Source organism: Snodgrassella sp. B3837 (assembly GCF_026535955.1).
Lineage (GTDB): Bacteria > Pseudomonadota > Gammaproteobacteria > Burkholderiales > Neisseriaceae > Snodgrassella > Snodgrassella alvi_E.
On the sequence record NZ_JAFNPI010000006.1, the window covers coordinates 377770 to 401025 of the forward strand.

A 23256-nucleotide genomic window follows, 5' to 3' on the forward strand; every position below is an offset into this window, starting at 1 on the left:
GACTTCTTTATCTTTCAAATATACTGAATAGAAATATATTTTTTCACCAACTTATCAAGTGTAATAATTCCCTTACCTTATAATTTCATAAATATTGTTAGGTGAAATTTAAAATTAACACTTTCACCTTTTTCTAATAATACAATCAACACATATATTTTTTGAAAACAAATCTGAAATAAATAAAATTATTTTCTATTAATAATTTGAACATTTAAATATAGATATAAAACCATCAATTGAGAGTAATCAACATCAATATCTGAGCTCATCAATATTAGACAGCAGTAAAGCTTTTACCAGCCATAATTCATAGCAACATACTGGCATACCCAACTGATAATGTATCAATGCTGCCTAATGGAACACAACATGATTCTGTTATAATGGATTAAATCATAATCGTTATCAACAGCTTCAATGGCTACCATTAGCACAACAAAACCTTCACGCTGTTTGCCTATATTACTAGCAATAGCAATTTTCATGCAGCAGCTGGATGCCACCATCCTGAATACTGCTCTGCCTTCTATGGCTGCAGATTTAGGCCAATCGCCTTTGAATATGCAATCGGCAATTATTGCCTATGCACTGACGCTGGCCATCATGATGCCGTTGTCAGGTTTTTTATCGGACAAATTAGGTACCCGCAAGCTCTTCATGGGATCAATGGTCATATTTATTATCGGTTCAGTTCTCTGTGCAGCCAGCAACAATTTACCCCTGCTGGTATTAGCTAGGATTATTCAGGGATTGGGTGGTGCCATGCTTACTCCTGTAGCACGATTAACCATGATGCAAGCCTATGACCGCTCTAAACTGATTACCGTTATGAATTATGCCATTATGCCAGCACTTATCGGCCCAGTATTAGGACCGATTATTGGTGGTTATCTGGTCGTCTATATGAGCTGGCACTGGATTTTTTTATTAAACGTACCAATTGGTCTGCTGGGATTGCTGGTCACATGGTACATCATGCCCGATTTCAACCGGCCGGCTAATTATTTTGACGGATTAGGTTTCTTTTTATTTTCTGCGTCCGCATTTTGCATGACTCTGACCTTTGAAACCATGTCTCACGCAAATAACATTCTTTTCGGCTGTATGATGGCAGCTGCCGGAATTGGTGCATTATTTGCCTATTTAGCACATGCACGCCAGAACAACCGCGCTTTGTATCCACCTCATCTGATTCTGGTACGCACGTTTCGTCTCGGATTGGCCGGTAACCTTGTCAGCCGTTTGGGTATGAGTGCTTTACCTTTATTATTACCCTTACTGTTTCAGGTTGCATTCAGCTACGATGCAGTCAATTCAGGTTGGCTACTGATGCCGTTGGCACTGGCTGCAATATTTGCCAAACCTTTCCTGAAACCATTAATGAACCATTTCGGCTACCGCAACACATTAGCATGGAACACACGTATCATCGGCTTACTTATAATGTCTCTGGCATTTATCAGTGCTGCTACCCCACAATGGCTTATTTTGCTTCATCTGTGCGTACTCGGTGCTTGTAATTCATTACAGTTTACCGGTATGAATACCATTACACTGGCTGATTTGCGGCCTAATCAAGTAAGCAGTGGTACTAGCCTAATGGCAGTTAATCAGCAGCTTGCCTTAAGTTTTGGTATCGCGATCGGTGCCTTGCTTTTACAAAACCTTAGCCGAGCCAGCTTTATTCATCAAAATATCACTAGTGCCTTTCGCGTCACATTCATTATTTTGGGCGTCTTTACCCTGCTTTCCAGCTGGATATTCGCTCGTCTGCATCCTACCGATGGTGATAATCTACTTACCAGAGAAAAATAAATTACTAATAACGTTTTATTTTTTACATAATAAAAAGACTGCCTTAAAAAGGCAGTCTTCCATTCAGCATAAATAAACTAATGAGGAATATCATCACTCAAATACACTGCTGGTTCACTTTTATCATGGGGCAGTAATATATTCAGTATGATAGCCACAATACCCCCCATACAAATCGGGTTTTGAAACAGAATAGGCAACTGAGCAAATACTTCCGGCTCAAAAGCTACGCCCAACCCCAATCCTAAAGAAGTAGCACAGATAACTGCTTCCCGGCGGCGAATACCAGCTGTGATAATAATACGTATACCTGCTGTAACAATCAGACCAAACATAACCACCATTGCGCCACCAAGAACCGGGCTCGGAATAGTGGTAAAAATTGCGCCAACCCAAGGGAATAAGCCCAATATCACCAAAATCACTGCAATGTATTTGCCTACATGGCGAGATGCAACACCGGTCATCTGAATCACACCATTATTCTGAGCAAATGTAGTTAACGGTAATGAACCAAGTGCAGTAGCAATTACAGAAACCAAGCCATCGGCCATGACGCCACCGCGCAAGCGGCTAGTATAGGCTGCTCCGTCCACCGGCTGATTGGATATCATTGCAGTAGCAGTTAAATCACCAACAGCTTCAAATACACTCAGAAGATAAATGGTTCCTGCTACCATAAAGGCATGCCAGTCAAAAGCAAAACCGTATTTGAATGGAATTGGAATGGTAATCAGCGGCAGATCATGTAGATTGGAAAAATCAACAATACCCATAAAAATGGCGATTACATAACCAGAAATCAAACCTACCGCAATACCTGCCATACGCCACCATGCATTGCGAAAGCAGTTAAATAACAGTACGGTAAACAGAACAAAAGTAGAAAGAGCAAGATTGGGCCATGAACCGAATGTATGATTAGCTTTAGCGGTGAGCCCCCCGCCGAAATCAGTAATACCGACATGAATCAAGCTTAAGCCTATCATCAATACCACTACTCCACTTACCGTAGGAGTGATAATTTTTTTCAGAAACGGCAATAGCCATGATGCTCCGACTACTAAAAAGGCGCCCACAAAAGAGACGCCCAATAAAGTAGAAATCATGGCTTGTTCATTCATCCCGTTTTCCTTCATGCCCAATCCTAGCGCAATCATCACAGTAACAAATGAAAAATTAACCGATTGAATCGATAATAACCCAGAACCGATCACCCCGAAACGGTGCACTTGAATATACGTACCGACACCTGATGCAACCATAGACATCGATACCAAATAGGCAGTCATGTCTGCCGGCAGTTTCAGTGCGCCGCCCACCACTAAAGCCGGAGCCACCATGGGTACGAATAGAGCGAGTAAATGGGTTAATGCACTCAGCAAACCATTAAAAACAGGAGGTTTATCCTCCAGACCATAGACCAGATCAGAGCGTTCTTCTTGTTTAAAAACAGAGGGATTATCGGCCATGTCAACCTTTCTTATTTGCTTTATACTTGCAAAAAACGAATATAAAGCCCCGTATTTTAAGCTAAGCTGATACATTTAATCTACATCAGACAATTGAGTAATAAAATCTTTAACTCAAGCAAACCTCTTTTATCAAAACACATTATGAACGGCCTATTTTCCATCAAGGGATAAAATACGCTACAATCATCACATTTTTAGCTCTCCTGTAAAGGGTAGAATTATGTTGACAGGCAGCCTGGTTGCCATCGTAACGCCTATGCATGCAGATGGTAGTATTGATTACGACCAATACAAACAGCTTATTGACTGGCATATCGAATCCGGTACCGACGCTATTGTCGCTGTAGGAACCACAGGTGAATCAGCAACCCTTAGTGTTGATGAACACCTAAACGTAATTAAAACTGCTGTAGAACACGTAGCCGGACGCATTAAAGTGATTGCCGGTACAGGTGCAAATAATACGCACGAAGCCATTTATCTTGCTCGAGAAGCACAGCAAGCTGGTGCGGATATGACACTGTCAGTAGTGCCTTACTACAACAAACCCAATCAGGAAGGCATATACCGCCATTTCAAGACCATAGCTGAAGCAACTTCTATTCCGATGATTCTATACAATGTGCCTGGACGCACTGTTGCCGATATGCAACCGGATACTGCTTTGCGGCTAGCTCAGATAGAAAATATTGTCGGAATCAAAGAAGCCACTGGCAACATCGGCCGAGCTTGTTATCTGTTTAAACATGTTCCCGAAAACTTTGCAGTTTACTCTGGCGATGATCCTACCGCGATGGCATTCCTACTATGCGGTGGCCATGGTGTTATCAGTGTGACAGCCAATGTAGCTCCGAAAATGTTTGCCGACATGTGTCATGCTGCACTACGCGGTGATATAGCCGGTGCGCGAAGCCTGAATGATAAATTACAGCGTTTGCATGGCGACCTTTTCTGCGAACCCAGTCCGGCACCTACTAAATGGGCACTGTCCCAAATAGGTAAAATCAATCCGGTATGCCGCCTGCCCATTACGGAGCTGACTGAAGCAGGACAGACCATAGTAACAGCTGCCATGCGCGAAGCCGGCTTAATCTGAATATAAGCCTACCCTATCAGAAAAATACACACAGAAAGTGGCCGATATGAATATAAGTAAAACCGTTGTCCTGACCATGCTGGCAGCCAGTCTTGCCGCCTGTGCCAGCAAAAAAGAAAACCTACCTAAACTCGATTATCAGTCAGACAATAAAAAAATTGTTCAGCTGGATGTACCGCCAGATTTGACTGATCCCAATCAAGGTAATCGTTTCAGTGCTCCTGGCAGCTCGCTGATTAATGGTGCCGTCCGTGCCAGCGATCTGAACAAACGCAATAACAAAAACCAGCCCGCAGCCAATACGCAGGTATTGACACAAGTACCGGATATTCATTTTCAACGTGATGGCAGCATCCGCTGGTTAACGGTAGACAATAAACAAGCTGCTGAGTTATGGCCTCTATTAAAAGCTTTTTGGCAGGAACAGGGCTTTACTATAGAGCGTGAAGAACCATCTATCGGCCTAATGCAGACCAACTGGGCTGAAAATCGGGCCAAACTGCCTTCGGATGCCATTCGCGGTATATTTGAAAAAGTTGGCTTGGGTGGCGTTTACTCCAGTGGTGAACGTGATATGTTTACCATCCGGCTGGAAAGAAACAATAAGGGTGGTACTGATGTATTCTTCAGTCAGAAAGGCATGAAAGAAGTCTATACCAGCAAAGATGGTGACAGTACCGCATGGCAGCCACGCCCTAATGAACCTGAACTAGAAGCAGCATTTCTGGCACGCTTCATGCAGTATCTAGGTGCAGATGCCAAACAGGTACAGCAACAGGTAGCCGCTCAACAGCAAAATCCGAATGAGAACGCTTTGGCCAGAACCGATGGCAGTAGTGTTTATCTGCTTGGCCCACAGGAACGCAACTGGCGCCGCGTTGCTCTGGCACTGGATCGCGTAGGGCTAAATGTTATTGGCGAAAATCAGAGCCAGTATGCCTATCTTGTGGAAGTGGCCGCTGCCGAAGCTTCATCTGTAACCAACAAAAAACCGGGGCTGTTTAGCCGCATGTTTGGTCGCAGCAAAAAAATCGAACTCCAGCAACAGCCCAAAGAGCAGCCGCGTTTGATGGTACTGGCTCAACCATTGAAAGATGGAGGAACACGCGTCAGTCTAGCCAATGTTGACGGTACACCTTATACCGGTAAAGATGGTAAAAAATGGATTCAGCAACTTGATCAGCAGTTGCGATAAAAACCAAAAGCCTGCTACAGCAGGCTTTTTTATCAGCAACCTTTTAACATTGCCCACATTTTTTTATTTATTTTTCAAGCAGCTAAACTCTAAATACAAACCTAATATAAAAATCAAGATCGTTAATTACATTATTGGCTTGGTATAGCTCATCTTTCTTTAGAAACTTCAAATATGAGTTAAACACTACCGTGAAACAATACTGTAAGATACTTTTGACAACTCTTTTATAATCAAATCTTGACTATAAATTATTTTGATAAATAAAACAGTATCAACACAATAATCTTAAGTTTTTAAGAACCATTACCTAGGAAAATGCTTCATCAGATACAATAGCTGGCAATTAAGCTACACTTGCTTTCATCTTATAAAATTCTTGAATAGACTAATATGAAAAAAATGATAATCAGTTATAGTTTTCTATCTTTACTGATAATTGCTGCATTTATTATGGGTACCATCTTTTTTGCAGACATCCGTTACCCCTTATGGTACAGCTTGTGTTGTTTTGCAGTAGGTATTACAGGATTGGTTATTATTGCACCCTTTACAATTAAACTGATTAAAGTTAGCCAGAAACCTCTTCTTACATCACAAAAAAATGACTAGAATTCAATCTTTAGAAAAAATAAAATACAAAATGATTTCAAGATCACATGGGGCAAGATACACTTAAATAACAATTTTTAAAATTTTTTATACTTATTTTAAATACAATGATTAAAATAATTATTCCCCTGAGCATTAACTTTATTCTGTTTATGGTGTCCTTTTACGCTGGCTTTTCTCTTTTTCAAAAAGAGCAACAGCTAACAACATATAGTACTGTATGCTTTTTCATCAGTAGTATTAAATGGCATGACATTTGTCAGAATTGCATACAGTTAACGCTTTAACATCTTTCAGCATTAAAACGTGAAACTGATTTAACGCAAAATCATCTAATGCCTTAGTAATAAAGAATTTGTTGCTATACAGTTGTTTTTAAACCTGAGTAAATGACAAAATTTAAATTTTATTAATTATTCTATTGTCATGTATATTCATGTTTAATGAAGCTTTTATATTGGGTACTATCCTTTTTGCAGATATCCGTTATCCCTTATGGTTATAGCCTGTGCTGCTTTGCAATAGTTATTACAGGTTTGATTATTATTGCACCCTTTACAATTAAACTGATTAATATTAGCCAGAAATCTCTTCTTAACATCACAAAAAACTGACTAGAATTCAATCTTTAGAAAAAATAAAATACATATGGAATTTTAAGATTAAATAAGGTAAACTTCAATGAAATAACATTTTTTTATTCTTTTATACATTTTATTTAAAAACCATGTTCAGAATAATAATTCTCCTTAGCATTAGCTTTATTGTATTTATAGTGTCGATTTTCACTGGCTATTTTCTTTTTCAAAAAGAGCAACAGCTTACAACATACAGCACTGTATGCTTTATCATCAGTATATTTTGTTTAATTATAGATATTCCATTAAGCTTGAAATTATCCAAACTAGGACAAAGCAAAAACCTTAATACCTAAAGTATTAAATGGCATCACATTTATTAGATTTGTATTTAGTTAACGATTTAACATTTTTTTGAATCAAAATGTGAAACTGATTCAACGTAAAATCATTAAATTTTAAGTAATAAAACATATTTGTCGCTATACTGTTTGTTTTTGAGCCTGCGTAAATGACAAAATTCAAACTTTTATTACTTATTCTAGCATCATGTACATTCATGTTTATTGGCTGGATAATATTGGGCTGCTATTATTGGGTACAAAATCAGCGCAATATTGCGCTGATTTGCTGTTTACTCGCATTTGTTAGCGCATTAGGTCAGTTTGCAGCGTTGGCATTCACATTACGTGAACGTGCTGCCCAGCAAATATATCGGACTTTATCTTCTAAAGATATTAAACATGAATAAAATTGTTCTTGCCAGTAATAATCAGGGTAAATTAACTGAGTTCAAGCGTCTGCTACAATCATTAAATATTGAAATAGTGCCACAAGCTGAATTCAATATTCCAGAATGTCCAGAACCATATATTACTTTTGTTGAAAATGCTTTAGCAAAAGCCCGCCATGCCAGCCGCTATAGCGGCTTACCGGCATTGGCAGATGATTCAGGTATCTGTGCCAATGCACTAAAGGGAGCACCTGGAGTTTATTCCGCCCGCTATGCCGGTACAGAACCCAAATCAGATGCAGCCAACAATGCTAAACTGGATGCCGACTTACAACCATTCAGCGATAAAACTGTATTTTACGTCTGTGTATTGGTGCTTGTACGCCATCCAGATGATCCACAGCCAGTGATTGCTGATGCCATCTGGAGGGGATTATGGCAATCCACGGCCACTGGAAACAATGGTTTTGGCTATGACCCGCATTTTTATCTTCCCGAAAAGCACCTCACAGCAGCACAAATGAGTCAAGACGAAAAAAATCGTGTCAGCCATCGTGCGCAGGCGCTAAATATTTTACTCACTAAATTAAAGCAACAATCCGGTTTAAATCTGCATGTCTGAGTTTTCTCTACCATTGCACAATAACCAGACAGCCACGCCCAATTTGACAAATTTACCTCCTTTATCCCTGTATATCCATGTACCTTGGTGTGTGCGTAAGTGTCCGTACTGTGATTTCAATTCGCATCAGTTGAAACAAGAGCTTGATGAACGGGCTTATATTTCAGCTTTACTTACCGATCTTGAGGCCGAGCTTCCCTATTTCTGGGGTAGGACGGTACATACTGTCTTTATCGGTGGCGGCACGCCCAGTCTTCTATCTGCTGCGTCATTGGAACAATTGTTGAGTGGTATACGTGCCCGCATTAATCTGCAGCCCGCTGCTGAAATAACACTGGAAGCTAATCCAGGTACCTTTGAACGCCAACGCTTTGCCGGGTATGCTGCAGCCGGTATTAACCGTCTGTCGATTGGTGTACAAAGTTTTGCTGACGATAAGCTAGCCACATTGGGACGTATTCATAGTCGCGATGATGCATTAAGAGCTATAGAAGTCGGATTATCCCTGTTTCCCAAAGTAAATGTAGATCTGATGTATGCATTACCCGGACAAACTCTTATGCAGGCACAGGAAGATATTCAAGCAGCTCTTGCCACTGGTGTACAGCATATCAGTGCCTATCAGTTAACTCTTGAGCCTAACACTCCTTTTGCCCATACCCCGCCGCCACAATTACCGGACGAAGACCACCTTGCCGATATAGAAGAAGTCGTGCATTCAGCTTTAAAGCAAGCCGGATTTATTCATTATGAGACTTCGGCCTTTGCCCGTTCGCATCAGCAATGTCAGCATAATCTGAACTACTGGCAGTTTGGTGACTATATCGGCATCGGAGCCGGAGCACATGGTAAAATATCCAGCGCTCAGTCAATCGTGCGCACCACCCGCAGCCGCCATCCCAAAGACTATATACAAAGCATGCAGCGGCAACCACAACGCGCCATTAGCCGCCAGTCAGTTGCTGCCGGGGATTTGCCATTTGAATTCATGCTTAATGTTTTACGTTTAACAGATGGTGTGCCTACTGCATGGTTCAATGAGCGTACCGGACTTCCGCTGTCGGTAATCCGGCAAGCTGTCAGTGAAGCTGTTAAACGCGGTTTACTAGATGCCAACCCATTTTTTCTGCGCCCTACAACACTCGGACGCAGTTTTCTCAATGACTTGTTGGCTTTATTTCTGAAAGCCTGATTTTTTTGATAACCCTTTTAATACGAAGGAGTAGCATTGTGAGCAAAACCATTATTCATACTGATAAGGCACCCGCTGCTATCGGCGCATATTCGCAGGCTGTCCGTGCAGGGGATACAGTATATCTGTCTGGACAGATACCCTTGGTAGCAGAGACCATGCAAGTTGTTGCAGGCGGCTTTGCTGAGCAGGCTCATCAAGTATTCAAAAACCTACAGGCTGTAGCACAGGCAGCCGGTGGTAATCTGAATGACCTGGTGAAAGTAAACGCCTATCTCACTGATTTAAGCAATTTTGCCACCTTCAACGAAATTATGGCGCAATACTTTACTGCACCCTATCCAGCTCGTGCCGCGGTAGAAGTATCTGCGTTACCTAAAGGCGTACTGGTAGAAGCTGAAGCTATACTAGTATTAGAAAAATAACAGTCAGACTCGTTCAGCACAGGCAAGTATTGAGACTGCCTGTAGCTGAACGAACTGGAGAGTAAATATGGCGCAATATGTGATTGGCGATATACAAGGCTGTCTGACTGAATTTCAACAGCTTCTAAATAAACTAAATTTTAATCCCGGTACCGACACTATCTGGCTCACTGGTGACTTAGTCAATCGCGGCCCCCAGTCTCTGGCCACATTGCGTCTGGTCAAACAGCATGATGGCTGTATGCAGACTATTCTCGGCAATCATGATTTGCATTTACTCGCATTGCATTACGGTCATGGCAAACTCAAGCGTGGCGACACCATCAGTGATATTCTCAATGCCCCAGACAGAACAAATTTAATTGACTGGCTACGCCAGCAACCTCTTTACCGTGAGGAAGAAGATTATGTGCTGGTGCATGCTGGTATTTGGCCGGAATGGAACTGCAAACAGGCACAACGGCTAGCGGTAGAAGTGGAAACCGTATTACAAAACAATCCGCAAGAGTTTTTTGCCCGTATGTATGGCAATAAACCTGTACGCTGGAACAACAACCTCAATGGCGATGAACGGCTGCGTTTTATTACTAACAGCTTCACACGTATGCGTGCACTTACCGTTGATGGCGCCATGGATTTTGATTACAAAGGTATGCTTGGTGATATGCCATCTCAGTTAATGCCATGGTTCAAAGCACCTGCGAGACAAAACACAGACAGAACTATTTTATTTGGCCATTGGTCAGCATTAGGACTGTACCATCAAGACAATGTTGTTTGTGTCGATACCGGAGCACTATGGGGCGGAAGTCTCACAGCTTACAACCTTAAAAACGGAAGCGTGGTACAGACACCAAGTCAAACAAAGTTAAATTTTGAAAATTAAATGCCGGTAAAATAATAATTAAAATATTACCTTTATCAAAGTGATAAATAGTTTATGTTCTTAAAACATTGAGTTGTGCAGAGTTTTTTAATCATGTACTATTAACTCAGTAACGATAACGTTTATTTGGTCATTTTTAATACTAACCTACATTAGCTAAAAAAGACTAAGATACATCTATTGCTTCTTTACCTAAGCCAAGTATCATGGCTTATGTTATCTAATAATTTATTCATAAATACTTGAAGGAGTTGTCATGAAAAAAGTTCTAGTTCCTGCTGTGTTGTTAATGCTTGCACTGACTGGTTGTGCTTCCAAATCTCATCACAAAGCCCCCGCTGCACAATCAACTGCAACTGCCGCTGCTACTACTGCCAATGTACAGATTGACGGACGTAAAGAAGTTTCTTACCTATGCGGTACTGGCAACGCTAAAAACAACTTACGTGTAATGTATGGTCTACAAGGCCAAAACGTTGTGGCTGCACAGGTAAACTATCAGGGTAAACTTTCTCCAGTGATGATGCGTGATGCGCGTGACGTAAATTACAATACATTCGTTTCTCCTGAAGGTATCACTTGGAAAACAGCAATTGCTACTAGCGATACTGTAGATAAAGTAGGCGCTTTAGGCTTATTACAGCCTAGCAAACAGGTTGTTAATGGTCAGGAAAGAATTGTTCCGCAAATCGTTACTCAAAACTGTGTAGTTGATAATGGTACCGTTGCTGTTGCTGCAGCTCCTGCAAAAACAAAAACTGTTAGAACTACTAAAACTGTAACTACCAAAAAAGTATACAAACACAAAAAATAAGTAGCCATGTTTAAAAAACGGCAGCCACAGAGGTTGCCGTTTTTTTTACTGATGCAATTCAGGCTTAAACTTATGGCTGTATCCGGCAACTCATACTTAAGACATATTCATTAGGTCTATTTACTCTCATCCTGATGTCTTGAAAGCCTGCATCAGCGCCCTTATTTAAAGGCAGTTATTTTTCCCAACAGTTATGGCGACTGTTGATCAGCAAAGGATCATAAGACATGCAACAATTTGACGGCACCACCATTATTTCCGTTCGGCGCGGCGAAAACGTCGCCATCGGTGGCGATGGTCAAGTGACATTGGGGAACACTATTATTAAAGGTACTGCACGTAAAGTACGGAAACTTTATAACAATCAAGTGCTGGCTGGATTTGCTGGCGGCACTGCCGATGCCTTCACACTTATAGAACTGTTTGAAAGCAAATTACAGAAACATCAGGGCAAGCTGATGCTGGCTGCCATTGAACTGGCCAAAGAATGGCGTACCGACCGCGCTTTACGCCGACTGGAAGCCATGCTGATTGTAGCCGACAAAAAAAATACCTTAGTGATTACTGGTAATGGTGACGTACTTGAACCAGAACAAAGCATTGCTGCGATTGGTTCCGGTGGTGCATTCGCTCAGTCTGCTGCGCGGGCACTGATGGAAAATACGGAACTTGAACCTGAAGTGGTGGTTAAAAAATCACTGGAAATTGCCGGTGATATCTGCATCTACACCAACCAGAGCCATACAATCGAAACTTTATAATTGTCTTGACCGATAGTTTAAATCATTAGTATCGGTTCAGCCCTATGATAGGAACAAGATGAGTACAGTAGTAATGACACCAAACGAAATCGTTCATGAACTGGATAAACACATTATCGGCCAGAATCAGGCCAAGCGCGCAGTAGCGGTCGCATTGAGAAACCGCTACCGCCGCAGCAAAGTTGCCGAACCATTACAAAGTGAAATTGTCCCGAAAAATATTCTCATGATCGGCCCCACCGGCGTAGGTAAAACCGAAATTGCACGCCGTCTTGCCCGTCTGGCCAATGCACCCTTTATCAAGGTAGAAGCTACCAAATTTACTGAAGTTGGCTATGTCGGCCGCGACGTAGACAGCATCATTCGCGATTTGATTGAAATAGCCTTAAAAAACATCCGCAGCCAGACCATTGCAAAAAACCGCGACCGAGCTCAGGATGCCGCAGAAAACCGCGTTTTAGATGCGCTACTACCTCCTCCACGCACAGTTGGCTTTGCAGGAGAACCACAGGAGGCTCAACCGGAAAATCATACACGGCAAAAATTCCGGCAGATGTTACGTAAAGGAGAATTGGATGATAAAGAAATTGAAGTTGAAATTGCCGCCACTCCTTCACCAGCCATGTCGGTAATGGGTCCTCCAGGAATGGAAGATTTTACCAACCAGCTGCAAGACATGTTTAGCAACATGGGTCAGGGTAAAACCAAAGCGCAGAAAATGAAAGTCAGCGCAGCGATGAAGATATTGCTGGATGAAGAAGCTGCCAAACTCATCAGCGAGGATGAATTACGTGAACAAGCCATCAAAGCAGTAGAGCAGAACGGTATTGTCTTTCTGGATGAAATTGACAAAATTGCTACAGACAGCAACCGCCATGGTGGCGACGTATCACGTCAGGGCGTTCAGCGCGACTTACTCCCACTTGTGGAAGGTACAACCGTTCAAACCAAATATGGCATGATTAAAACCGATCATGTGCTGTTTATTGCTTCTGGTGCATTTCATCTCAGTCGTCCCAGCGACCTGATACCAGAATTACAAGGCCGCTTTCCCATTCGCGTGGAACTGAAAAATTTAAGTGTGGACGACTTTAAAGCCATCCTGACCAGCACAAATGCCAATCTGACTGAACAATATACAGCTTTACTGGCAACAGACGATGTGAAATTACAATTTACCGAAGATGGTATTGCTCGGATTGCAGAAATTGCTTTTCAAGTGAATGAAAAAACCGAAAATATTGGCGCACGCCGCTTGCACACGGTTATGGAAAAGCTACTCGAAGAAGTATCCTTTGAAGCGCCTGCAGGAGACATCGCCATTGATGCAGCTTATGTTAATGCGCGTTTGCAGGATATAGTCGAAGACGAAGATCTGGCTCGATACGTACTATAAACCATCAATAAAGCGGCTGCGGCCGCTTTTTTTATCTGGCTGATTATTTCTTCACCGTATCTCAATTATATCGACGGCGTTTCATGATTACTACACTGACTCAAACCCATCAACCTTATCTTCAGCAACGTTATTTAATAACAGGATGGCAGTACCAGTTACTGGCCACCACCATCGCCGCATTAATGATGGCTTTATCCGCCAATATTAGTATCCCATTGCAGCCAGTGCCATTATCCCTACAATCACTAGCAGTATTACTGACCGGTGCCGGCCTTGGGCGCAAGCTTGGTGTTTTGGCTATACTTGAGTATCTACTACTTGGTGCATGCGGATTGCCATTTTTTGCTGGCGGCCATGGCGGCATTAACGTACTGGTTTCAGCTTCTGCAGGTTACCTATACGGATTTGTTGTCAGTGCCTATCTGGCTGGACTAGCTGCTGAGCGAGGCTATGATCGGCATTTTCTAAGCGGCTTATGTGCATTTGCTCTGGCACATCAAATTATTTTTGTGTTTGGAGTTGTTTATCTGGCATTTTATCTGCATATCGGCATTTATCATGCAGTAGAACTTGGCTATCTACCCTTTGCCGGTTTTGATTTACTTAAATTTTTTATAGCCAGTTTAATCATGTTTGCCTTGTGGCGGCATTCTGGGTCACTGAATCATTAAGTCTCAAACAAAAATAAACCGTCTAAATGCACAGATACTATTAATAGTCTGCGCTTTTAGACGGGTTGTATTTCAAGACTGCGATTAAATAGCTGATTCGTTCTGCTCACCGGTACGTATACGTACCGCTTCTTCTACTGGCAATACAAAAATTTTACCATCACCAATTTTGCCCGAATGTGCGGCAGCTACAATAGTTTCAATAGCCTGCTCTACCCGATCATCTGGCAATACCAGCTCAATTTTTACCTTGGGTAAAAAATCCACTGCATACTCCGCACCACGATATATTTCTGTGTGCCCCTTCTGGCGCCCAAATCCTTTCACCTCAGATACAGTCATGCCACTAAAACCAACGTCAGACAAGGCTTCCCGAACATCGTCCAGTTTAAACGGCTTTACAATTGCTTCAATCTTTTTCATACGTGCACTTCCCTATAACTGTATCCACACAAGTAAAAACTACCATAACCGTATCTGAAACTCAAACCAGCACTGCCTTACAACATAAAATTAAGCAAAACTCTTGTTTTTCGCGTAAAATTGCGCCTCAGCCAAAACCCACTATCAAAGTGAGCTTACCTCATCATGTCAGTTGTACTGTCACTGTGCGGCGAGGCCGCACTTTCACCATTCCGTATCGAAAAACTGTTACAGCAGGCAGCAAAACTGCAACTGAACTGCGAGATTCAGATAAACAGCGAATACCGCTATTTCGTGGCTTCATCCGCCGAAATCACATCCGACAATCAACAGAAATTATTACAACTGTTGCGTGCCAGACCACAGAGCAGCCACAAACTGTCTGGAACTCAGCTACTTATTATTCCTCGATTGGGCACCATTTCTCCCTGGTCCTCCAAAGCCACCGATATTGCCCGCAATTGTGGGCTGAGCATGATTGAACGCATCGAGCGTGGTATTCTGTATTCTTTTTCACGCCAGCTCAGCCAGCAGGAACAGGATAAATGGCAAACAATATTGCATGACCGCATGACTGAAAGTGTGCTTACGTCAGAGAAAGAAGCAATAAAACTTTTTCATACCTCATCAGCACAGAGCTTCAATTATATAGACGTACTAGCTGATGGCAAAAGCGCACTGGAAACAGCCAACCGGCAAATGGGCTTGGCTTTGTCCGCAGATGAAATTGATTATTTGGCAGAAAATTATCAGCAGCTACAACGCAATCCCAGCGACGTTGAGCTGATGATGTTTGCACAAGCAAACTCAGAACATTGTCGCCACAAAATTTTTAATGCAGAATTTATTATTGATGGCAAAACCCAGCCGCAATCCTTGTTTGGCCTAATCCGCGCTACTCATCAGGCACACCCCCAAGGTACACTGGTAGCATATAAAGACAATTCATCCATTATTACTGGTGCGAATATTGAACGCTTCTATCCGCAGCCTAATCAACAACAGCAATATCAATATAATGCGGAAGAAACCCACATTTTGATGAAAGTGGAAACCCACAATCATCCGACTGCCATTGCTCCCTTCGCAGGTGCAGCCACTGGTTCGGGCGGAGAAATCCGCGATGAGGGCGCAACCGGAAAGGGAGCTCGTCCTAAAGCGGGGTTAAGCGGTTTCAGCGTATCCAACCTTTCCATCCCCGAATTTACCCAGCCTTGGGAACAATACACAGCCAGCCGTAATCAGTACGGTAAGCCGACACACATCAGCAGTGCCCTCGATATCATGCTTGATGGCCCGATAGGCAGTGCAGCATTTAACAACGAATTTGGTCGCCCCAATTTGCTGGGTTATTTCCGCACCTTTGAAGAATTATTCAGCGGCACTATGCGTGGTTTTCACAAACCAATCATGATTGCCGGCGGTCTTGGAAATATTCAGGCACAACAGGTTTTCAAAGATACCATTCCAGCCGGAGCATTACTTATTCAGCTTGGCGGTCCGGGATTACTAATCGGACTGGGCGGTGGCGCAGCTTCTAGCATGAGCACCGGCGCTAATCACGCCGACCTGGATTTTGATTCCGTACAGCGCGGCAATCCAGAAATGGAACGGCGGGCACAAGAAGTTATTGACCGCTGCTGGCAGATGGGCACCGATAATCCGGTTATATCCATTCACGATGTCGGTGCAGGCGGTCTATCCAATGCCTTTCCCGAATTGGTAAACGATGCCGGTCGCGGTGCCACATTTGAGTTACGCCGCATTCCCTTGGAAGAACATGGCCTGAACCCACTGCAAATCTGGTGTAATGAAGCACAGGAACGCTATGTGCTGGCTATATTGCCTCAAAATTTGGCTACCTTTCAAAACATTTGCCAGCGTGAACGATGTCCGTTCGCTATAGTAGGCACTGCCACTGATGATGGGCAATTAAAGTTACGCGATGATTTATTTGACAATCTGCCGGTAGATATTTCGCTGGATGTATTATTGGGCAAACCACCCCGAATTACCCGTACTGATTGTACCGTTACCGAATTTATCCCAGCTTTTGACGGCAGCAGGCTAGACATACGCGAAAGCCTGTACCGTGTATTACGCCTGCCAACCGTAGCCAGTAAACAATTTTTAATTACCATTGGTGACCGCAGTGTCGGTGGACTGACCCATCGTGACCAGATGGTCGGACGATTCCAGACTCCTGTTGCAGACGTAGCCGTAACAAAAATGGGCTTTAACACGCTGCTGGGCGAGGCCATGAGCATGGGTGAAAAATCACCTCTGGCTTTATTTTCCGGCGCTGCTTCAGGACGCATGGCCATCGGCGAAGCAGTAACCAACATTGCTGCTGCAGACATTGGCACGCTAGATAAAATCAAACTCTCTGCCAACTGGATGGCAGCCTGTGGTTTTGCTGGTGAAGATGCCCGTCTGTATGAAACAGTGGCAGCAGTATCAACACTGTGCCAACAACTAGAGCTGAGTATACCAGTTGGTAAAGATTCTCTCTCTATGCAAACCATCTGGCATGATAACGGTGAGGAAAAAAGAGTGGTGTCACCACTCACAGCAGTGATTACCGCCTTTGCACCAGTAAACAACGTCTGCCACACCGTCACACCGGAGCTACAAAATATACCCGATACTACACTGCTAGCAATTGATTTGGGACAGGGTCACAGCCGTATGGGTGGTAGTGCCTTACAACAAGTATGGAAAAATCTTACTGGTCAGGCTCCCGATGTCAATTCCGCCTCTCTACTGGCTGATTTTTTCCGCATCATTCAGTCATTAATTCAGGAACAGAAAATTCTGGCCTATCATGACCGCAGCGATGGCGGGTTAGTGGTCACACTGGCTGAAATGATGTTTGCAGCGCACATCGGCGTCACCATCGACATTGCCTCGTTAATCCGGCAAATCAACGATCAGAGTCACAACCAGAAACTTCAGGATGCAGCAGTACGCTGCCTGTTCAATGAAGAACTGGGAGCAGTGATTCAAATACACAATACCGATTTAGCCAGTATTCAAGAGACTTTTGCCAAGGCCGGTATGGCTGATGCCCTGCACATACTGGGTCACATCAATACGACTGACCGTTTGATGGTACATCACGGAAATACAGTTCTGCTAAATGAAAACCGTGTAGATTTACAAAAAAGCTGGAGCGAAACCAGCTATCACATGCAGCGCTTACGCGACAATCCGCACTGTGCAGACAGTGAGTTTGCCTTACTCGAACAAGAGCATTTACCCAGATTATTTGCTGAATTGAGCTTTGATCCGGCCGAAGATATTGCTCTGCCATTTATTCAGCGCGGCAAACAGCCCAAAGCAGCCATACTGCGTGAACAAGGCGTCAACGGGCAGTTAGAAATGGCTGCTGCTTTCAGCCGTGCTGGATTTGAGGCTTATGATGTACATATGAGTGATTTGCTTACTGGACGGGTGAGTCTCGATGATTTTCAGCTACTGGCTGCCTGCGGTGGTTTCAGCTATGGCGATGTACTCGGCGCCGGTGAAGGATGGGCAAAAAGCATTCTATTTAATCAGCAACTGCGGCAGAAGTTTGCCGAATTTTTTGCCCGTCAGGACACGCTGACACTGGGTGTATGCAATGGCTGCCAAATGCTGAGCAATTTAGCTGAAATAATCCCAGGTGCACAATTGTGGCCACGTTTTCGCCGCAACATTTCCGAACAGTTTGAAGCTCGCCTGAGTATGGTGACCGTGCCAAAATCAACATCATTGATTTTGTCCGATATGGCCGGCAGCAGCTTACCGGTAGTGGTGAGTCACGGGGAAGGACGAGCAGATTTCAGCCATCTGCCACAGTCTGATTTGCCGTCGGAGCTAGACATTGCTCTGCAATACGTAGACGGTCTCAATCAGGTCACAAATACTTATCCGCTGAACCCTAACGGTTCTCCGGCTGGTATTGCCGGTGTGTGTAGTCAGGATGGGCGAGTAACCATCATGATGCCGCATCCGGAACGGGTCTTCCAGACCGCACAAATGAGCTGGGCACCGCGTAACTGGCCAGAAATGTCTGGCTGGTACCGCCTATTTGCCGGTGCCCGCAAAGTTTTAGGCTAACATCGACAAAGGAAACATCATGCCATTACTGGATAGTTTTACAGTAGACCATACCCGTATGCATGCCCCGGCAGTACGCATAGCCAAAACCATGTCTACTCCTAAAGGGGACGAAATTACCGTATTTGATTTACGCTTCTGTCACCCCAATCAGGACATTCTGCCGGAAAAAGGCATGCACACACTCGAACATCTGTTTGCTGGTTTTATGCGCGATCATCTTAACAGCAAAAATGTGGAAATTATCGATATTTCTCCCATGGGCTGCCGCACCGGCTTTTACATGAGTCTGATTGGCTCACCAGATGAAGCCACAGTAGCCGGTGCATGGGCTGCTGCGATGCAGGATGTGCTATCTGTAGCCAACCAAAACCAGATACCTGAACTGAACCGTTATCAGTGTGGCAGCTATACTATGCACTCATTGGAAGAAGCCAAGGCCATCGCCCAAAAAGTACTCGACAGTCAAATAAGCATTAATTATAACAATGACTTGAAACTAGATGAGTCACTATTGCAACACTAAAAGCGAAACACGATTACGACTGTCTAAAAATAAGTGAAGTGGTACACGGCTTATATTTTAGACAGTTTTCATTTTTATTAGTAAAACTAGCCAGATACAGCATAGATTTAAAAGCTGATAAAAAAAAACTAATACAAATTAAAAATAGATAGCAATTTTTACACTTTAATTCAAAACACGCCAAACTTAGCCAAACCATTTGTCTATCAACAAAATCATTACATCACTTAACCCATTCATTATGAAGAAGCGGATATAGTCGGTTTTGACAAGTCTTTTTTTTAAAGCAAAAAACCAGTATATTGTGTTCAGAATAACAGTTGACCACTACATTTTGTGTTGTCACTGTTTTTTTCTGCTTTACTTGTGCTAGAAAGAATAACTCATGAATGCGGTAGCCAATATAAAAGTAACCAAACGAAACGGCCGTTTGGAAGACATCAATCTGGATAAAATTCATCAAGTTGTTACTTGGGCGGCTGAAGGACTGGATAACGTATCCGTATCTCAGGTAGAAATGCGCTCACACATTCAGTTTTACAACGGCATCCGCACAGACGACATTCACGAAACCATCATTAAGGCTGCGGCTGATCTGATTTCTACCGAAACGCCGGATTATCAGTATCTGGCTGCACGGCTGGCAATATTCCACCTGCGGAAAATCGCTTTTGGCCAGTTTGAACCGCCCCATTTATATGATCATGTCACCAGCCTGACTCAGTCAGGCAAATACGATGAACATATCCTAACTGACTACTCCCGTGCTGAATTCGATGAGCTCAACGATTGTATAGACCACAACCGGGATTTAACTTTTTCCTATGCTGCTGTCAAACAGCTGGAAGGTAAATATCTGGTACAAAATCGCGTCACCAGACAAATTTTTGAAAGCCCGCAGTTTTTATATATGTTGGTGGCTATGTGTCTGTTTGCACGCTACCCGCAGGCCACCAGGCTGGAATATGTTAAAAAATTCTATCACGCTATCAGCACGTTCAAAATTTCCCTACCCACGCCGATTATGTCCGGCGTGCGCACTCCAACCCGCCAATTTTCTTCTTGTGTCCTGATAGAATGTGATGACAGTCTGGACAGCATCAACGCTACCACCAGCGCCATCGTGAAATATGTATCGCAGCGTGCCGGCATCGGCATTAACGCTGGACGCATCCGTGCACTGGGCAGCGAAATTCGGGGCGGCGAAGCTCAACACACTGGCTGTATCCCATTTTACAAAATGTTTCAGGCAGCAGTTAAATCCTGCTCACAAGGAGGCGTACGTGGCGGTGCGGCCACACTATTCTATCCCCTGTGGCATCTAGAAGTAGAAAACCTACTTGTACTTAAAAACAACCGAGGGGTAGAAGAAAACCGCGTTCGCCATCTTGATTATGGCGTGCAGATTAATCGACTGCTGTATTCTCGTTTGATTAAAGGTGAAAACATTACCTTATTCTCTCCCTCAGAAGTACCTGGGCTATATGATGCTTTTTTTGCCGATCAGGATGAGTTTGAACGCCTGTATGCCTTATACGAAAAAGACGATAGCATTCATAGCCGCAGTATTCCGGCTATAGACTTATTTTCATTATTAATGCAGGAACGCGCTGGAACCGGCCGCATTTATATCCAGAATGTTGACCATTGCAACACCCACAGTCCGTTTGACCCTAAGCTAGCACCGGTACGCCAGTCTAATCTATGTCTGGAAATCGCCTTGCCGACCCGTCCGTTGAACGACATAAATGATCCAGACGGAGAAATTGCGCTTTGTACCTTATCCGCTTTCAATTTGGGTGCACTAGAGAATCTCGAAGAGCTGGAAGAGCTGGCCGAACTAGCTACCCGTGCGTTAGATGCTCTGCTGGATTACCAAAACTATCCAATCAAAGCAGCCGAACTGGCCACGATGAACCGGCGTACACTTGGCATCGGCGTTATTAACTTTGCCTACTATCTGGCCAAAAACGGCGTAAAATACAGCGATGGTTCTGCCATCAGTCTTACCCACCGCACCTTTGAAGCCATTCAGTACTATCTACTCAAAGCTTCAGTCAAACTGGCCAAAGAGCTGGGCGCATGTCCTAAATTCAGTGATACAACATACGCTCAAGGCTTACTGCCGATTGATACTTACAAAAAAGATCTGGATAAAATCTGTCAGGAACCACTTCATCTAGACTGGGAAGCACTGCGTGCCGATATTGTCAAACACGGATTGCGCAATTCAACACTCACTGCACTGATGCCATCAGAAACATCCAGTCAAATTGCCAATGCCACCAACGGTATCGAACCTCCGCGCGGACTAGTATCCGTAAAAGCCTCCAAAGACGGCATTCTCAAACAAGTTGTGCCTGAGTTCGAACGTCTGCACGACGAATATGAGCTATTATGGGATATGCCAAATAATGAAGGCTACCTGCATTTAGTAGGTATTATGCAAAAATTCATCGATCAATCTATTTCAGCCAATACCAATTACGACCCGCAGCGGTTTGAAGGGCAGAAAGTACCGATGAAACAATTAATTAAAGATTTACTTACCGCCTATAAATTTGGCCTGAAAACCCTCTATTACCAGAATACCCGCGATGGAGCCGACGACATGCAGACCAGCATTCAAGATGACGGCTGCGCCAGCGGTGCATGTAAAATATGATTTCTGGGTGCTCATGCACCCTTTTATTTCCCATTCCATTCATTAAACTAAATAAAGAGTAACATCATGGCCTGTGAACATCTGTCAATGAACTACAGCACATTCTGTCAGAAACCAAATAACGCCCTGACAGAACCGATGTTCTTCGGTCAGCCAGTAAATGTCGCCCGCTATGATCAGCAAAAATTTGATATTTTTGAAAAACTGATTGAAAAGCAATTATCATTCTTTTGGCGTCCGGAAGAAGTAGACGTATCGCGCGATCGTATCGACTACGCCAACCTACCCGAGCATGAAAAGCACATTTTTATCAGCAATCTGAAATACCAAACATTACTTGATTCCATTCAGGGTCGCAGCCCCAATGTGGCTCTTCTGCCCTTGGTATCCATACCCGAGCTGGAAACATGGATTGAAACATGGTCATTTTCTGAAACCATTCACTCCCGCAGTTATACACACATCATCCGCAATATCGTCAACGATCCATCCATCGTATTTGATGACATTGTACAAAACAAACACATTATTGCCCGTGCTGAAGAAATTGCCTGCTACTACGATGATTTAATCGAATATACTCAATACTACAATTTGCTGGGTATCGGCGAACACCAGATTAACGGTAAAACTGTAGTCATCGACCTGCATGAACTGAAGAAAAAACTCTATTTGTGTCTGATGTGCGTAAACGTACTCGAAGCCATTCGTTTTTATGTATCTTTTGCCTGTTCCTTCGCCTTTGCCGAACGCGAACTGATGGAAGGCAATGCCAAAATTATCAAACTGATTGCCCGTGACGAAGCATTGCATCTTACTGGTACACAGCAGATGCTTAATCTAATGCGTACTGGCGCCGACGACCCTGAAATGGCACAGATAGCTGCCGAAACCGAAGAGGAATGCTTTCAGCTTTTCCGTCGTGCTGCTATGCAGGAAAAAGACTGGGCGGAATATCTGTTTAAAGACGGTTCTATGATTGGCCTGAATAAAGACATACTTGGTCAGTACGTCGAATACATCACCAACCTGCGCATGCAGGCTGTCGGCTTACCACCAGCCTTTGAGCATGCCAAACAAAACCCGATACCTTGGATAAATGCATGGCTTTCTTCCGACAACGTTCAGGTGGCACCACAGGAGGTAGAAGTTAGTTCTTATCTTGTCGGCCAGATTGACGCAGAACTCAGTGAAGACGATTTAAGCGATTTCGAGCTATAAATCCAGACTTTCCAAAATAAACCAAGCGGACAGAACTGACTGG

General features: G+C 43.4%; 19 protein-coding genes. 16 read left to right on the top strand and 3 right to left on the bottom strand.

The window, feature by feature from the left end; all coding sequences use genetic code 11:
- Positions 1-347 precede the first annotated feature (347 nt).
- Positions 348-488, bottom strand: coding sequence for a hypothetical protein (locus J3U67_RS02700; protein WP_267390127.1), 141 nt, complete (start codon positions 486-488; stop codon positions 348-350).
- On the opposite strand from J3U67_RS02700, the gene J3U67_RS02705 reads away from it, so the two are divergent.
- A complete protein-coding gene (locus J3U67_RS02705; protein WP_267390126.1) occupies positions 487-1818 on the top strand; it encodes a DHA2 family efflux MFS transporter permease subunit in 1332 nt (443 codons plus the stop codon). The genes J3U67_RS02700 and J3U67_RS02705 overlap by 2 nt on opposite strands.
- 77 nt (positions 1819-1895) lie before the next feature.
- Here the strand turns inward: J3U67_RS02705 and J3U67_RS02710 are convergent, their stop codons facing one another.
- A complete protein-coding gene (locus J3U67_RS02710; protein WP_267390125.1) occupies positions 1896-3290 on the bottom strand; it encodes a nucleobase:cation symporter-2 family protein in 1395 nt (464 codons plus the stop codon).
- A gap of 223 nt (positions 3291-3513) precedes the next feature.
- On the opposite strand from J3U67_RS02710, the gene dapA reads away from it, so the two are divergent.
- The 11 genes from dapA (at position 3514) to J3U67_RS02765 (ending at position 14277) form a co-directional block, all read left to right on the top strand.
- Complete coding sequence (gene dapA, locus J3U67_RS02715) at positions 3514-4389, top strand: 4-hydroxy-tetrahydrodipicolinate synthase (RefSeq protein WP_267390124.1); 876 nt, start codon at positions 3514-3516, stop codon at positions 4387-4389.
- 46 nt (positions 4390-4435) lie between these two features.
- Positions 4436-5584 (top strand): outer membrane protein assembly factor BamC, encoded by a 1149-nt coding sequence (bamC, locus tag J3U67_RS02720; RefSeq protein WP_267403640.1) that lies wholly within the window; start codon positions 4436-4438, stop codon positions 5582-5584.
- 1701 nt (positions 5585-7285) lie between these two features.
- Complete coding sequence (locus tag J3U67_RS02725; protein ID WP_323811376.1) at positions 7286-7525, top strand: NGO_0222 family membrane protein; 240 nt, start codon at positions 7286-7288, stop codon at positions 7523-7525.
- Positions 7518-8129 carry an RdgB/HAM1 family non-canonical purine NTP pyrophosphatase gene (gene rdgB / locus J3U67_RS02730; protein ID WP_267403644.1) on the top strand — a complete coding sequence of 204 codons (612 nt, stop codon included), beginning with the start codon at positions 7518-7520 and terminating at the stop codon, positions 8127-8129. The genes J3U67_RS02725 and rdgB overlap by 8 nt, the downstream gene beginning before the upstream one ends.
- Positions 8122-9321 (top strand): radical SAM family heme chaperone HemW, encoded by a 1200-nt coding sequence (gene hemW, locus J3U67_RS02735; RefSeq protein ID WP_267403646.1) that lies wholly within the window; start codon positions 8122-8124, stop codon positions 9319-9321. Before rdgB ends, hemW begins: the two co-directional genes overlap by 8 nt.
- Positions 9322-9359: 38 nt before the next feature.
- On the top strand, positions 9360-9746 hold the full coding sequence (locus J3U67_RS02740) for a RidA family protein (protein ID WP_267403648.1): 387 nt from the start codon (positions 9360-9362) through the stop codon (positions 9744-9746).
- A gap of 67 nt (positions 9747-9813) precedes the next feature.
- Positions 9814-10632 (top strand): symmetrical bis(5'-nucleosyl)-tetraphosphatase, encoded by an 819-nt coding sequence (locus J3U67_RS02745; RefSeq protein ID WP_267403650.1) that lies wholly within the window; start codon positions 9814-9816, stop codon positions 10630-10632.
- A 256-nt stretch (positions 10633-10888) separates the two neighbouring features.
- Positions 10889-11446 (top strand): hypothetical protein, encoded by a 558-nt coding sequence (locus J3U67_RS02750; protein WP_100139983.1) that lies wholly within the window; start codon positions 10889-10891, stop codon positions 11444-11446.
- A 227-nt stretch (positions 11447-11673) separates the two neighbouring features.
- A complete protein-coding gene (gene hslV, locus J3U67_RS02755) occupies positions 11674-12207 on the top strand; it encodes an ATP-dependent protease subunit HslV (RefSeq protein WP_100139982.1) in 534 nt (177 codons plus the stop codon).
- A 58-nt stretch (positions 12208-12265) separates the two neighbouring features.
- A complete protein-coding gene (hslU, locus tag J3U67_RS02760) occupies positions 12266-13603 on the top strand; it encodes an ATP-dependent protease ATPase subunit HslU (RefSeq protein WP_267403657.1) in 1338 nt (445 codons plus the stop codon).
- Between the two features lie 83 nt (positions 13604-13686).
- Complete coding sequence (locus J3U67_RS02765) at positions 13687-14277, top strand: biotin transporter BioY (RefSeq protein WP_100152409.1); 591 nt, start codon at positions 13687-13689, stop codon at positions 14275-14277.
- An 84-nt stretch (positions 14278-14361) separates the two neighbouring features.
- Here the strand turns inward: J3U67_RS02765 and J3U67_RS02770 are convergent, their stop codons facing one another.
- Positions 14362-14700, bottom strand: a complete 339-nt coding sequence (locus J3U67_RS02770) for a P-II family nitrogen regulator (protein WP_100139980.1) — start codon at positions 14698-14700, stop codon at positions 14362-14364.
- 165 nt (positions 14701-14865) lie between these two features.
- Here J3U67_RS02770 and purL point away from each other — a divergent pair, with 165 nt between their 5' ends.
- The 4 genes from purL (at position 14866) to nrdB (ending at position 23213) form a co-directional block, all read left to right on the top strand.
- Complete coding sequence (gene purL, locus J3U67_RS02775; RefSeq protein WP_267403663.1) at positions 14866-18801, top strand: phosphoribosylformylglycinamidine synthase; 3936 nt, start codon at positions 14866-14868, stop codon at positions 18799-18801.
- Between the two features lie 19 nt (positions 18802-18820).
- The gene (luxS, locus tag J3U67_RS02780) at positions 18821-19327 is read left to right on the top strand and encodes an S-ribosylhomocysteine lyase (protein WP_267403665.1); all 507 of its coding nucleotides are present in this window, start codon (positions 18821-18823) and stop codon (positions 19325-19327) included.
- A 385-nt stretch (positions 19328-19712) separates the two neighbouring features.
- The gene (gene nrdA, locus J3U67_RS02785; protein ID WP_267403667.1) at positions 19713-21992 is read left to right on the top strand and encodes a class 1a ribonucleoside-diphosphate reductase subunit alpha; all 2280 of its coding nucleotides are present in this window, start codon (positions 19713-19715) and stop codon (positions 21990-21992) included.
- Between the two features lie 87 nt (positions 21993-22079).
- Complete coding sequence (gene nrdB, locus J3U67_RS02790) at positions 22080-23213, top strand: class Ia ribonucleoside-diphosphate reductase subunit beta (RefSeq protein WP_100152721.1); 1134 nt, start codon at positions 22080-22082, stop codon at positions 23211-23213.
- Positions 23214-23256 lie beyond the last annotated feature (43 nt).